This is a genomic window from Pseudomonas sp. NPDC089428, assembly GCF_044749325.1.
GTDB lineage: Bacteria > Pseudomonadota > Gammaproteobacteria > Pseudomonadales > Pseudomonadaceae > Aquipseudomonas.
In genome coordinates, this window is the sequence record NZ_JBIVHT010000009.1 from 15349 (window position 1) to 29491 (window position 14143).

The window sequence follows — 14143 nt, forward strand, 5'->3', positions numbered from 1 at the left end:
ATTCTAATGTCCGAACAACAACGGCTGATGTGGAACAAGTACGTGACTTACCTGCAAGGGTTTGTTGCGTGCGTTCTACTATCACTGGCCATACTCGCAACACCGATCTACATCAACTGGAAGGTTGATGAGTATCAGTACAACAATCTACAGGCACAGAAGAATCTTGTTGATAAGCAGATGAACTCTATTGATGCCAGAGTGCGAAAGATTGAAGATCGCGTTACTGACTCTGAAACAAAAATTAACACCCAGCTCCACGACACTGAACGGATGACGAACAAGCTTGAAGACCTCCTGTTTGCTGTTGATCCTAAGGTGTTGCAGAAACTACAAAAGCAAGAGAGATCGAATGACAAGCCATCTGGTGTACATCAGGATGCCTCTCCGACAATCACCGTGTCCCCAATCATCAACAATGGAGAGTGAATGCTACAGACAACAATCAAAACAAAACTCGACATGAGAGGATTAGACAATCTTGCAAAACGACTTGTGACACTGGCACGTACCAAAACTGAAATTGGTTTCTTTGATGGTGCGTATGATGATGGAATGCCAGTAGCTCAGGTAGCAGCCATGAACGAATTTGGTACAAGGTTTCACCCTGACCGACCTTTCATGCAAGAGACCCTTCAAGAGAAACGCCATGCCATCGTGGCGATGCTGATTCAAGCTGCAAGGGCAACGGTCCTCAATAGAGGTGGTGCGCGTTCCATCATGCAGCTACTTGGTAAGATGCTGACTGATGAAATCAAGATCACCATCAGTAACTACCCAGGGCACAACAGCCCGTCCACCATCGCACGGAAAGGCTTTGATCGGCCATTGTACGATACTGGCAAGATGCTTGAATCTGTCAAATTCCGCCTCTCTGGCTCCCTCGTTTAAACACGCTCTGTAACTTCCAAGGAAGCCCGTACAGGCGTTATCTCAATCACCACACCTAAACGTGCAGCCTACATCGTAGGACGCTGTAATGCGCTCCTGTGGGCTGCTATGTACACTTACTATAAGGAATCAAATTATGTCCCAAGGTTTCGCCATCCTAAGAGCGAGCGGTGATGTGCTGTTCTTCGACACCATCACCCAACTGACTGAAAAATACGCTGCCGCTGTCAGTAAACATCCATTGGCCAATGGCGCCTATGTCGTTGACCACAGCACGAAGCAAAATCCAAGGTTTAGCATTAGCGGTGTTCTGTCTGATGCTGACTTCAATGTCACACGGCCTACTATCCAAGTTGCTGATATCAGCACAACCAAGCAGTACATCAACAGCACTCAAACTGTATACCCCGTTCAGATTGCTGAAACATCCAGCATCAACAAGTTTTTTCCAGAGGTGGTTGCACAGTTTACCAAGGACAACATTCCTGACGTCTATGTCACCCCGCAGGCCAAGGCCAAGACAGCCCAGGCTGTAAAGCAGAACCTCATTGAAATGTGGGACGCACGAGAGGTGTTCAAGTTCTTTGAGTATGATGATGGAACAATCCCCAATGTGTACGCCAACTGCGTTATCACTAACCTTGACTTCAAGGAAGATGTGAACACGGGTGAGGGGGTTTTCCCTGTCCTTGAGTTTGAACAAGTGAAGTTTGCTGTTGTTCAAGATGTTCAGGTTGTACTCAAGAACAAAGGGCGACAAAACCCAACGAGTTCAGGCACCAAGAGTGGTACTGACAGCGTGGCCAACGCACCATCCAGCTACTCTGGCCAGAGTGTTACCGACTTCCGTGGGGCTGGTAGTAACACGGAGTGAACGTTGTGAACGATCCCCAAGCCCGGCCCTTGCAGCTGGGCTTTCTCCGCCTGAACCAATTGTGTCGCACCTCTATAAGAAGCATCTGCACCATGAGGAATGGCCAGAGCGGCAAGCTCTGAATGGGATTGCACCAATAGCGTAGCTATGAGCTGATTCTACTTGGAGGTTTGGTAATGTTGGTTGTTGGTTTGATTGTGTAGCAATCAAGGTGATCGGCTCCCAAGAGTACGCACAGACCGTAGGTCTAGAGGTTATGCACCATCAATGCGAGAGCATTGGATCAGTTCTCACGGTAAAGTTACTCAACTGAAAAAGGCGAAGCGTTAGCGTAGCCAAGTTACAAACACAACACCACAAAGATCAGTAACCATTTAGAGCTACGGGCTAAAGCCCCGCTCTTGATTCGATCGTGCGAAAAGAAAAGCGTAGCTTTTAGTGTGGGTATTGTTGGTTTTGTTTTTGTTGGTGTAACTCAACGTTAGTGTAACCCTGACAGTGGGCAACCACTGATGGTAAGGATAATGTCCCAGTGTCCTACTTAATATTATGGTTCTCGCGGCTGGGACAGCCAGTGCTGGTTAACTTGGAGGGTGACGATGTTGGGGCTTGTCCCAACGTCCTACCTATAAGAATGGTTCGCGTGAGTGGGACATTATGTCATGACTGTGAGAATGTGTGAGAAATGTCCTAAAAATGTGTCCTGATTGTGAGAAATGACTTGACAGAGGACACAATAATGGTACAATTACATACAGAACAGGGAAATGTACACACAACAATTTTACAGGAGAAATCGCACGATGACAACACAGATCACAACAGAAGAAAAAGTAGCCAAGGTGAAGGAGCTACGTAAGCAGGGACTGAGCCGTAACAAGATTGTAGCGGCTACCGGATTTCCTGAAAGGTTCGTCCGCACCCACATGGAAGGCGTAGAGGTTGAGAAAGCCCCAGCTACCTCATTTGAACTGGCGGTGAGCCGAGCTTACCCGCTGGCTGTACGACCACAAGGCATCAAAGACTACGAGCTTCGCAACATCTGCTTTGAGGTGTACGGGAGCAAGTGGGACGAAGAGAAAGGCGTCTACACCGTCGCCTACAACAAGGACACGCTCTACAGAATCAAGCAACGCTGTGCAGAGCTGGCCAAGGACACAGACAGCACCCCGGTTTTCGTGATGGACTGGGTTTGTGACGAAGCCCCAGCAGCAAGCCGTGTGGCTCTGGAACAGGCGGCACTAATCCTTGAGGCAAAGCTAGTAGAGCTGGTGGAAGGGTTCATGTGCGAATTCGCCACAGGTGTTGATGCCGATCAGCTGGAATCCACAGAAGCCCAGCAGAAGCAACAGTATGCAGCCCGTCGCCACATCCTCAAGCTGGCCATTAAGGAGTACACACCTGAGAACACAGAAGGGTTGCTGGCACGCTCGCTGAGCCTCACAGACGCGCTTGACGACACAAGTGATATGGCAGCACCAACAGTTGTAGAACGTCGCACAGGACGCACTACAGAAGCCCCTGTGAAGGACAACGGCAGTATCGATGCCTTCTACGACGCTTGGGCAACAGACGTTGTAATCGCTGAGCAAGCTGTAGCTAAACCAGCTGCTCCAATCGTTGTAGCTATGCCAGTAGCACAAATTGAACAGCTTGCCGATGATGATGGCGATTTGTTCGATAGAGTAGCTAAGTACATTCCACAATACGAAGGAGGACGAATTGCAGAACATCACCAATTCCAATGAAGTACAGACGTTCAAGCCGTATGCCATCCAAGCCGATGTTATACGAGTTGAACGACAAAGATACGACCTCACAACAGCTGTAAACCAACGTGCAAAACACGTAGTAGGGCAGATTGTGCATAGCACTCAGATTGGAGCCATAATGCGGCTCCATCGCTCCAAGAATGAGTTGAGGACTCTAGTAGGCCAGTATGGGAAAAACATTCTGTCTGAGCCATGCCGAGCCTACGGGGTTGAAGTGAACAACATTATGAGTTGATGGGTAATATTGGAGAAATTAAAACAGAGGTTGAAAAATAATTACAAAAACTTGAACTTTTTTGACGCTAAGGGGTTGTAATCTACAGTTTTAATGGTACAATTAGATACCAAGAAAGGAAATCTCTTTTCCTTGAGCCTCTTTTGACTTCTCCTGTCAAATGCCCCAAAGCTTAAAGCATGTCTCGTTGTCATGCTGCCTCTGTAACACCTCCTTACTTGAACCTCCAGCCAGTTGAGTTAAGCATTCTGGCACGATTTATTTTGTCCGGTTGGTCATGATCGGCTTGGGCTGAATCGTAAGGGAAGGGTTCCCTTATTGCTAATCCTTCGTCGTCCTGCCTGTACGATGCCCAATACAGGCTACCTCTTTCGATGTTCCAAGCGTTCCACTTGGACTCCTGCCCGCAAGGCTACTGGCCTGATTCAATGTCTAGCAGTACATTGGCGGAAATACTGTGAAGCGCAGGGACTTGTTATCCCAATAGCAGCTTTGCCTGTAGCTGGCGTGTACAGGCTCTAATTCAAATCTTCCATATCACTGGCCCTCCATTCTCTTGGGTTGATGATGTGTAAGCAACGTTGATCGGTGATCACGCGAAGGGGCCGATGCAACTACCCACAGGGACAATAATGTCCTGTTTGCTCAGTGGCAGCTGAGGTGGGGAGCCTGCCAACAAATTCCAAGTTCCTTATGCACCATCAGAGGCTTCGGCCTCTTTTGTTGTGTCTGGATTTAATCATGTAACTAAATCTGGTGACGCAATGTCGCCTTTGCAACATTCACACCTACAACATAAGGAAAACAAATGACAACGCTAGTACAAAGGGCGTGTGAGTGCTGCAATAGCCAGTTCACAGCCGGTCGCTCTGACCATAAATACTGTTCCGGTAAGTGCCGTATGCGAGTTCTGAGAGCTAAGCGAAAAGAAGAGCAGATGATTGCTCAGACAGTCGATTACATGGCTAATGCCATCAAGAGTTTGAAAATGAATGAGATCGTTGGTGCTCTAGCCCACCTGCTCACTGAAACCAAAGAAGAAAGAGCAGGGCGTAAAGAGTCGCTGCTGTACGCACTACTCAAGAGCAAGGAGGTGGTATGACAGCAATCATCGCCCTGGGCATTGCAACAATCTACTTTGGGGCTACAGCAATTTACCAACTGATTCAGAGGCACAATGCATGACGTACATTGAGACTCAATTTGAGATTGGAACACTAACAACACTATCTGATGAGGCTTGGAGAAAAGGATTCCTAGCCACTCTTGATGATGGTTCTATGACTCATGACTCTTACTGTTTCATTCGTGATAACAGATATCCCAACGATTGTGAAGACGCCATGCTTGAAAAGTATGAGCAGCTTTGCTTTGAAAATAACATTGATTTTTAAGTAATAAGGAGCCCGTAACATGGCCTATACCCAAGAAGAAGTACAAGCGATTAAAGACGCTGCTACAGCGAAGTACAACACACAAGACAAATTCACCATCATTCAAACCAACTACTTTGTAGACATGTGGGCACAGTATGACGCTCTGTTGGCCCAAGGCTACAAGCGTGCACCTGACAGCTATTTGATCGCTGTGAACAGCAATCTCAGTGCTACACAAATCATCTACATGGAGCCTTCTGATGAAGCCCAAGCCGCAGCATTGCAAGCAATCTACGATGCCATTGATGCAGAGTACCCAGTAGAAGATTCTGGCGAATAATAAGGAAAAATTAAAATGACACAGTACACAAAAGTAGACGTAAAAGACGCACAAGGTAATATTATCTGCACAGAAGTTGTAGACAGCCGTGGTGCTGTTGTTGAGCGTATTTTCAAGAAAATGACAAGCGTTAAAGGCGGTGATGATGTAGCCATTGCAGAAGCCAAGAAAGAAGGGCGAGTAGAACTACACAAAGTTGAGACGGTGAGCACAGTGCGTAAGGTTGATAAGACTGAGCTGCAATCTAAGGTTGATGCTGAAGTCGCATTGTACAAAGCTCGCACTACAGGATTTCATGATGATCTTAATGCAGCATGGCTACCACACCTGAACTCTCAACCACGTAAACACTATGTTGGTGCTATTGAAGAAGTGCTAGAGCAGTCTACATCTGTTGCTGTTGCTAAAGTGGCAGCGATGTTGGATCAGGGCTACAAGTTCTGTACATCTGGTTACCTGCCGTCTATCGAAAAAGCCATGACAAAGTTTTATGTTGTCAAGCCAGAGAGCCTACAGGCGGAAGATATCAAGCTGATTGCCGCTCAAGTAGAGGCTGATTACAAAGCTGAAATTGATGCCTACAACGAGAAAGTTTTTGAACAGGAAGCACAAGCTCTACGTGAAGAAGAAGCCCGCGTAGCAGCTCAACTCAAAGCAGAAGACGAAGCAAAGTCCGAAGCAGAATTTGAGAAGCGTGTACGTGCTCGCATGAAAGGAGCTAAGTGATGATTGATCAATCAATTAATCCAGTAACGGGGAAGAAAGCTAAGCGCCAACTAACAGACATTACTTTTGAGCATGACGGGGCACACGTTGCCCTTGTTCATGTAGATCAAGGTGGCCCGGCCAATGGTGTTCCTACACTGATTACTAAAGCCAAGTACTCACCAGAGATTGATGAGAAACTAGCTCGCCTGAAACAGCTTGAGCTTTCCCAGGATGCTGAGCATACAGCTGTAAGTAATCTAATTGATATCAATGATTTGGTTATGGCAATTCTAGAAAAGCAATACGGAAAACCAGCAACGCCTGTTGTTGAAAAAGTGTATGCCAACACGCTTAACAAGAGTTTTGATAATGGCTCTCACCTTGATCGTGCAGCAATTCTAGCCTCTGTTGGTGTTCCTCAAGACTTGATTGCTCAGGGTGTCTCAGCTCTGGCAACCCTAGATGATAGTGCATTTGCATCCTATGCAAGCACCCTAGACGTTATGGGTAAAAATGGTAGAGCACAACGAGACATTGATGCCACAACACGTATCTTGCAGGTGAAATACCAGAAGAAATGAAACGAAGATACGACGATTGGGAGCCTGTAGAGAAGAGTAAGCCCAAGCACAAGAATAAACATCGTCATGGCCGTGATGCCAAACGACAACATACGGAGGATGATTGATGGCGTACATGCGTACTGCAAAACAAGAACTGAATTATGCCTCAAAGGTGTACAAGAAACTCGTTGCTCCACTTGAAGATGCTCTTGCTGTTGCCAATGTCTGTGGGTTTCCAGATGAGCACATTCACATGCTTGAGTACATGATTGAACTGGCTAGGAGTGTCGAGGCTTTCAAAGAGCTGAACATCCCGCCAAGAAAGGTTGGCAGACGTTCGATTGAAGAGGGCACATTGCAAGATCAGTGTAGAGAAATCTTTCGTGCACTCACTCCAAGATACATCCAAGCAAGAAAGCGTGCCAAAGATGGGACAGACGTTCACGGTAATGTGCTGCCACAGCAAGGACTGATCTTCAACTTTGACAAATGAATGAGGATGCATAGGGAGGCTACCATAGTCGGTGCTCTGCCTATGTCTCTTCCAATAACATTGAAGGGGCTCACTCAATCAGGTGCAGTCCCTTTTCCATTTATGGGAGAACAAAAACTATGACAATGACAAGAACACACGTAGCCTACTTTGCAGACTATGTAGAAAATCTGTTTCGACAAGCTTTGACAGAAGTGGCCGGCAATGATGTTGATGTGAATGCAACCCTGGCATTCATCGACTTCAAAGAATACGGCAAGCGTTTTGGTGAGGAAGTTTTCAAGCACTGTTCTTACGCTGACCTCAAGTATGCTGACAAGGTGCTGAGTGATGAGCGTGTTCTACGTGCAATGTTCGCACTGGATCAAGCAATCATCAATGTCACTCCATCCATTGAGGATGCCAAGAACGTTGAAGTGAATGCCCGCCTGCTTACATCTGGTGCTTTCAACACAACTGCAATGGTTGATGCCCTGGCTGATGCTTCTGATGATGTACAACGCCGTGCTGCTGAGCTGATTGTAGAAAAGGCTCAGGGGTGATGTTCTATGAATGAACACATGATTGCTGAGCTGTTCGCCAGTATCGGCTTCAAGGTTGATCCTGCTGGACTTCTACAGGCAAAAGCGCTGTTTAAGGGATTGGAGAAGCAAGCCACCGCCACCGGCAAGGCAATGCAGGACGCTTTTAAGGGTATTGGGGTTGGTGCTGGTAAGAACATTGCCCAAGCCCAGCAAGCCCTGAGCAAAGCTGAGGCTAACGCACACATGCAGGGCGCCAAGCTCGCGAAGGTGCAACATCAGGGGCAGCATGCTGGTGTCAGGACACAACGGGAAATGGTGAGACTACAGCAGGAGCAGGCCAAGCTTGCTGGTATCCAAGCTGCTACCCAAGGTCGGATCAACAGAGACAGTCTACATGCCGCTGGTCAGGCCCTGGGCAACCAACTCAAGCAACTGAACATTGCCGATCGTATAGCCGCCAGCCAACGTAAGGCACAGGCTGATGCCATCAGACACCATCTCCTACAACACAAACTCAACCGTGCCCAGTCTGGCAACACTGGACGACATATCACAGGCCGTCATGGCTCTGGACTGCTGGGGCATGGTGTAGGCGCTGTCCATCGCTTTGGGGGTGTAGGCAACCTCGCTGGTAGGGTTGCTGCTGGTGGTGCTGTAGATGGCCTGGGGGCGCTATCTGGTGGCCTTGCTGGGGCTGCTGGCGGGTTGGGTGCCGTTGCTGGCTCTGCTGTTCTGGTGGTTGCTGCATTCGCTGCTGTAACAGCCGCTGCTGCTGGGTTTGCCCGAGAAGCTGAGCGAGCTGCCAACACACGTAATGAACGTCTCGCACAATTCAAGACTGTTGGTGATAAGACTGACGCCAACTCTCAGAGAATGAATGATCGGTTTGAAAACTTCGCTCAACAAGAAGGGTTCAGTACAAAGGCACTTGGTGGTGACTACTCCAAAGTTGTTGGCGCCCTTGCTGGTAAAGTAGGGGTAGATCAAGCAGCTGATACCGCAGAAGGTATTTTCCGTTATGGCCGTGCTCAACACTTGTCTAACGAAAACCTGGCCAAGATTTCTCTTGGTATGCGGCAAGCCTTGGGTAAAGGACAGCTGTACAGTGAAGAATGGACGGGCCAGATTTCCGAGCACCTTGGAGCGCACGCCAATGAACTTGGTGCTGAAGCTTGGCAACGTGCAATTGGCGGAAAACTAACTGGTGATGCAGCCCTTCAAGCTTTCGTGAAAGATCGAGGCGATAAGAAGATTAGGGGTAGTGATCTTACTCAGTTCTTCGTTGAGCTTGGTAAGGTGATGAACAAGCATGCCAACGATGGAGGATTGCTGACAACAGCCCGCAACACTCAAGCTGCATGGGATAACCGAATCTCCAACCAGTATCAAGCCAACATGGCCCGCACTTACGATGAGTCTGGCCTGAAAGAGACGATGCCAGATTTCTACCAGAGCTTGGTTAAAGCCCTTAATGAACTACAACCTGAATTCGTTGCCTTGGGCAGTGCTGCTAATGCCGTGATGCAGGGCTTCACTGGACTGATTCAAAGCTTCACCAAAATGATGGCTTGGTTTAACGATGGCAGCAGCTATCTTGATCCTAAATTCATGAAAGATTTTGGAGCTGCATTCAGTGAACTTGGAGTAAGTTTCAAAGCTCTGTTCCATACGTTGTTTGACAATGGCGGTATCACTGGTGGTTTCGATATCCTCAAGGCAACTCTTGAAACTGTCGTTGGTGTTGTGTCTACAGCAGCAAGAGTACTGGCCACCCTGGTTGATGTGTTTACGGCCATCTTCCGTACCATCCAAGATGGGGAACATGCTATCGGCATCATCAGTGATAGTAAGTATGAAAAGATTCTTGAGCAGCGTGCAGCTGATGACAAGCAGCGTGCTGACATTCAAGGGCAAGATCAAGAGAAGGCAAACACACCACCTGTCATGCCAGCAGTGGGGCCGGATGATAAAGATCATCGTCAACCAGACGCACCATGGAGACTGACTGACAACAGTGATATCCCGACTGTTCCAGCAGCGGTAAATAAACTGGCACCAATGGCAAGTCCTCCAATCACGGCGCCACAACAACCAGCGGTGAATGGTCAGGCTGTAAACAATGTCTCCAACAACGTCACTATCACTATTGGCGAGACCCACATTACTGCCACTGGCACTGATGACTTGCAGGCACAGCTTGATGCTCACCTAAACGATGCATTGAACAAGATGCAACAGGTGATCGCTCCATTGTCTCCAGCAAAAGCACTGGCGACACAAACCAGAGCCAGAGGGAATTGATGAATAAGCCAACGTCTCTTTGGTGTTGGCTGTTCGGTTTTTGTCTCATTGTTCTGATTGGGTGTTCCATTCTTGCAGTGGACGCCCATTCCACTTTGAATGAGTACAAGATGATGCGTGCTGCTGATATTTCCATGATGAGAAGGGAGATTGCCACAGCGACACTCAATCAGTCTGAACAATGCCGAGCACTCATCACGTCCGATATCCAGCAACTCAAACAATACGTTGATGTGCAGATTCCAAGGGAAGTGCTGTACAACATCAGCAGCATCAACCCAATGATAATTAATCAGACAGCAAACCCAGCTGTTGAGGTAAACCCAACAATGAACAACAGGAGATAACATGTTCCCAGTAGAAATCGACGGTATCGTCTATCCATGCTTTTTTAAAACTCAAGGGCAAGCTATGGTAGCCGCTCAAGAGTATTTTGATTCCATCAATCGTGGCAGCTACGGCTTCAACATTGTACGAGCCAAAACCAACCATGGAAATGTGTACTACGTGGTCAAAGGTAAGGACGGCCAGGCACTGCCATTGACCCTAGAAGCTGAGGTGTTCTGATGCAAGAACTTGGCGGATGGGAAGACTACATTTCAGGAGAACTCCACAACCACAACGAAGCCACACGTACAGCATTCCCGGCAAAGGTGATCGGTACTACAGGGCGCTTCACAGCTACCATTGAGGTGAGCGTATGGCGTAAGGATGACGAAGGGGAGAGCATGGATGATACGTACATCATTAATGTTCCCATTGCTCCACATCGTACAGCCAACAGCCTCATCTACATGCCAGTTAAGGTGGGAGATACTGGATACTGCGTCGTCATGGATAACAACATTGACAACTACAAGATCATGAACAACACCCAATCAATCAACACGGCGAATAACCGTATGAAAGATGCTATGGACAGTGTGTTTGTTCCCGGCCTTGCTCCATTCGCTGTCCTCAATGAACAGATGAATAATCTGGTGCTGGGTAACGATGCCAATGATTTGTTGATCGTGCATAACGCTGGTAGTGCCCAGGAAGCACAGCTTGTCCTGAAGGCTGATGGCAACGTTGAGGTGCATTCTCAATTTACGGTAAAGGTGATTGGCAAGGACATTGAGTTGTCTGCTACTGATAGCATCACCATCAGCGCCCAACAGATGAATGTTAACGTTGCTCAGACAAACTGGACCGGCCAAGGCTACGTCACTGGTGAATGGACGGTTAACGGTATTCCAATGAGTACGCACGTTCATACCGGCGTTACTCCAGGCACAGGTTCCACTGGCATCCCTACGGCTTAGCACAAGCCCGTTACAGACGCTTTCAGAATGATTGTACACCAACGCATGCAGTCATCCTCAAAGCGTCTCCTACGGCTTGCTACAGCCTTTAAGCAACGTACAATAGGAGACTTCAAACAATGTCTAGCAACACGGAGGCAGATGAACAAGCTGCCTACTACCAGAAAGAACAAATCAGGATTCTCAGGGTAAAGCTCCAGGCATTCCATGATTGTCTTGCTGTCTGCACAATCCCCAAAAGACGTAAATGGCTAGAAGCTCAGATTGAAAACTTGGCTACAGCCTTGTACGAAAGGACAGGGATGAGATTTTGATATAGCCCGCCATGAGCGGGCTTTTATGTGCCTAGTAATCACCAGTGATAGCAGCAGAAGGGCTATAACCGCCCGGATATCTGCTGTAATCGTAATTGCCGTAGTAATCCTTTGGCACTCTTGGGCCGAATTTCAACTCGAATTCTCGTAGAGTACCCTGTACCTCTGGCTTGTGATGTACATGGTGAATGTACTTTCTTAGCCTGTGTTCTGTATTTAGAATTACCGCTGTATAGCCTTGGTCGATACTAGGCATGAAAACAGGGGATTGATCGGGCAAGAAGTCTTCACGTTTTAAGGGTGTGTGCGTGGTGTAGCCGTGAAGGTTGTACTCAGCCCAGCAAAACCCAAATCTTACAACAAGACTAGTATAGCAACCCTCTTTCAAATACCCGGAGAGTTCTGCAATCCGAGCTTTGGCTTTGATCGAATCGCTGTCTAGAAATTCGTAGCTAATGGTGCCTTCGAATAGTTCATACTCAGCATATCTGATTTTGTAATTTTCAGACGTTTCCGTATAGAGAATCTTAATCGTCATAACTAGCTGCCCGAGCATCGTCTAGGAATGCGGGCGATGGCCTTATGCCAAGCTCAAGATTGACCCAATCTCTAACGTGTTTAGCCACGCCATGAAAACCTGGGAACATAGTGGAGCCATCAACACCCAGCTTGGAGCACATCACAAGTAGTTCAGGTGCTTCTTGTACGGGCAGGGTGATTTTCAGTAGTGACCTTGCTGTAGCACCCTCACCATAAATTTCCTGTACGTCTTCCAATGCTTCTGGCACATAAGGCTCAAAGCCGTAGTCTTTCACTTTGTGCGTGGTGAACAGGCCAGACTGGGCAGCTTGATTCTGGCTTGTACCGCCCGGTGTTCTGATGATGGATACCGTTTCCCAGTCATCAGAATTGCTTGTGTCCAGTGCCCATATGGCTAAACGCTCGTTACCATCCTCCAACTCAAAATTGGCTGATGAAGCTGCAAAGTAGCAGGCAACAAAGCTTCGAGTTGTCCAATCAAGCAGCCGTGTTGGCACGTCGTAATGTTGAGCTACAGCCAAGATTTCATACATGTTCTGCTGGGGCCAAGGATCACCAGCACTGAGGAACATGCCGCGTTCTCGACTGTCAAGCTTCCTCTTGATCTGCTGTGTGTATCCGGGGACGGTGAGGCCAGACCGATCACAGCCATTCAAGAATCTGCTGAGAACGTCAAGCTCGTACTGAACCTGATTCCATGCCGTGTAAGCGAATGCCTTTCTCGCAGACCCATGAGCGAAGGACCCGGGGCCACGCCTACAGATGGACGGAGTGAGCTTGTACTGGTCGCTAGCCTGGCCCCTGAAAATGAATGTGCCAGCTTCCCACATCTCATCATTGAGAGGACTCACCAGCTCGATCAGCTCCCGTGCTGTCTCGCACTGAATCTCGTAAGGGCTTCCCATCACATCCTCCGCGTCCCAGTTGGCAATGTGCCAGTGTACCGCGAGCAGTGTACTTTGCTTCTCAAGGGCCAGCAATCGAGGGGAAGCCCAACGCTCGGATAGAGAAAAGGGCAGCTGTCCCAGCCGCGAGAACCATTCTTATAGGTAGGACGTTGGGACAAGCCCAACTGAATAACGACGGATGTGAGGGGAAGCCTTTTCAGGTTGTCCTATTAACGACGGATAATAGTAAGGGATTACCCTCTATGGCTTTGCCATAGGCTCGTACATCACTGAGGCGTTGCCTCAAGTCTTCACGCACTCATGATGCAATCTCAATGTTGAGTGTACAGGGAACCAAACCAATAACAAATTGGTTCCCAAAGAAAGCTCGTTAGCTACTCCTTGCGGAGTAATCAGGATTACCACTAAAAAGCTACGCTTTGTGTCTTGCACGATCAAGTCAAGAGCGGTAGCTCTGGTTGTTATGTAATGTTGGTTTGTTTTGTTTGGAGTAACTGACTCCGTTTACACTCCGTCTAGCTAAGTGTGTTAGCTTTCTCCTGCGGAGTAGGGGTGTACCTATCGTTAGCTGTGTACTCTCCATAGCGTCCGCTATGAGAATCATCCTGTGTCGTCTACGACACAATAACATCACCTTCAAAACTCTGAATAACAAGCCCTGGAGTGCTCATAAACTCTTTGGTGAAATACTCAAGATTCTGAAATTGTTGTGCCTCTGCTAGCTCAAGTTGTCCTCTTACACTGGGGTAATCACCACTGAAATCATGGAGCACCGTAGAAGGGTAAACCGCTTGGAAGGGTTATCCCTGTTGATGTTCTGGCTCTTGCAAATGTTCAGTTTTGGGTGAAATGCGATTAATGTACCAGTTTGGACATTTGGTGTTTGGTTAAGCAGGACAATTTCTCTCTGTCAAACTATTTCAAGGATGAACTTTTTCTTAGCAGAATCAACTTCAAGCTCGCAATCCGAAGCGAATGTCAACCAACTTCACGCTGACTC

General features: G+C 47.8%; 17 protein-coding genes. 15 read left to right on the plus strand and 2 right to left on the minus strand.

The features are described 5' to 3' along the window. Positions 1-6 precede the first annotated feature (6 nt). The 15 genes from ACIPZ5_RS17715 (at position 7) to ACIPZ5_RS17785 (ending at position 11381) form a co-directional block, all read left to right on the plus strand. Positions 7-429 carry a hypothetical protein gene (locus ACIPZ5_RS17715; protein ID WP_400809850.1) on the plus strand — a complete coding sequence of 141 codons (423 nt, stop codon included), beginning with the start codon at positions 7-9 and terminating at the stop codon, positions 427-429. After that, entirely contained in the window at positions 430-891 is a 462-nt protein-coding gene (locus ACIPZ5_RS17720; RefSeq protein ID WP_400809851.1) for a hypothetical protein, read from the plus strand. 136 nt (positions 892-1027) lie between these two features. Further along, complete coding sequence (locus ACIPZ5_RS17725; protein WP_400809853.1) at positions 1028-1765, plus strand: phage baseplate protein; 738 nt, start codon at positions 1028-1030, stop codon at positions 1763-1765. 803 nt (positions 1766-2568) lie between these two features. After that, entirely contained in the window at positions 2569-3513 is a 945-nt protein-coding gene (locus ACIPZ5_RS17730; protein WP_400809855.1) for a hypothetical protein, read from the plus strand. A gap of 1196 nt (positions 3514-4709) precedes the next feature. Beyond that, positions 4710-4874: a hypothetical protein gene (locus ACIPZ5_RS17735; protein WP_400809856.1), complete on the plus strand. Its 165-nt coding sequence runs from the start codon at positions 4710-4712 to the stop codon at positions 4872-4874. Positions 4875-4953: 79 nt separating this feature from the next. Then, positions 4954-5166, plus strand: coding sequence for a hypothetical protein (locus tag ACIPZ5_RS17740; RefSeq protein WP_400809858.1), 213 nt, complete (start codon positions 4954-4956; stop codon positions 5164-5166). Positions 5167-5185: 19 nt separating this feature from the next. Next, positions 5186-5488: a hypothetical protein gene (locus ACIPZ5_RS17745; protein ID WP_400809859.1), complete on the plus strand. Its 303-nt coding sequence runs from the start codon at positions 5186-5188 to the stop codon at positions 5486-5488. A gap of 15 nt (positions 5489-5503) precedes the next feature. Further along, the gene (locus tag ACIPZ5_RS17750) at positions 5504-6214 is read left to right on the plus strand and encodes a hypothetical protein (RefSeq protein WP_400809860.1); all 711 of its coding nucleotides are present in this window, start codon (positions 5504-5506) and stop codon (positions 6212-6214) included. After that, on the plus strand, positions 6214-6777 hold the full coding sequence (locus ACIPZ5_RS17755) for a hypothetical protein (protein ID WP_400809862.1): 564 nt from the start codon (positions 6214-6216) through the stop codon (positions 6775-6777). The genes ACIPZ5_RS17750 and ACIPZ5_RS17755 overlap by 1 nt, the downstream gene beginning before the upstream one ends. A gap of 106 nt (positions 6778-6883) precedes the next feature. Next, the gene (locus ACIPZ5_RS17760; RefSeq protein ID WP_400809863.1) at positions 6884-7252 is read left to right on the plus strand and encodes a hypothetical protein; all 369 of its coding nucleotides are present in this window, start codon (positions 6884-6886) and stop codon (positions 7250-7252) included. Positions 7253-7371: 119 nt separating this feature from the next. Further along, the gene (locus ACIPZ5_RS17765) at positions 7372-7794 is read left to right on the plus strand and encodes a hypothetical protein (RefSeq protein WP_400809864.1); all 423 of its coding nucleotides are present in this window, start codon (positions 7372-7374) and stop codon (positions 7792-7794) included. Between the two features lie 6 nt (positions 7795-7800). Continuing rightward, positions 7801-10077: a hypothetical protein gene (locus tag ACIPZ5_RS17770; RefSeq protein WP_400809866.1), complete on the plus strand. Its 2277-nt coding sequence runs from the start codon at positions 7801-7803 to the stop codon at positions 10075-10077. Continuing rightward, positions 10077-10424 carry a hypothetical protein gene (locus ACIPZ5_RS17775; protein WP_400809867.1) on the plus strand — a complete coding sequence of 116 codons (348 nt, stop codon included), beginning with the start codon at positions 10077-10079 and terminating at the stop codon, positions 10422-10424. The genes ACIPZ5_RS17770 and ACIPZ5_RS17775 overlap by 1 nt, the downstream gene beginning before the upstream one ends. 1 nt (position 10425) lies before the next feature. Then, entirely contained in the window at positions 10426-10644 is a 219-nt protein-coding gene (locus ACIPZ5_RS17780) for a hypothetical protein (RefSeq protein ID WP_400809868.1), read from the plus strand. Then, a complete protein-coding gene (locus ACIPZ5_RS17785; protein WP_400809869.1) occupies positions 10644-11381 on the plus strand; it encodes a Gp138 family membrane-puncturing spike protein in 738 nt (245 codons plus the stop codon). The genes ACIPZ5_RS17780 and ACIPZ5_RS17785 overlap by 1 nt, the downstream gene beginning before the upstream one ends. 345 nt (positions 11382-11726) lie before the next feature. Here the strand turns inward: ACIPZ5_RS17785 and ACIPZ5_RS17790 are convergent, their stop codons facing one another. Beyond that, positions 11727-12233 (minus strand): hypothetical protein, encoded by a 507-nt coding sequence (locus tag ACIPZ5_RS17790; protein ID WP_400809871.1) that lies wholly within the window; start codon positions 12231-12233, stop codon positions 11727-11729. Further along, entirely contained in the window at positions 12223-13140 is a 918-nt protein-coding gene (locus ACIPZ5_RS17795) for an FRG domain-containing protein (protein ID WP_400809872.1), read from the minus strand. Before ACIPZ5_RS17795 ends, ACIPZ5_RS17790 begins: the two co-directional genes overlap by 11 nt. Positions 13141-14143 lie beyond the last annotated feature (1003 nt).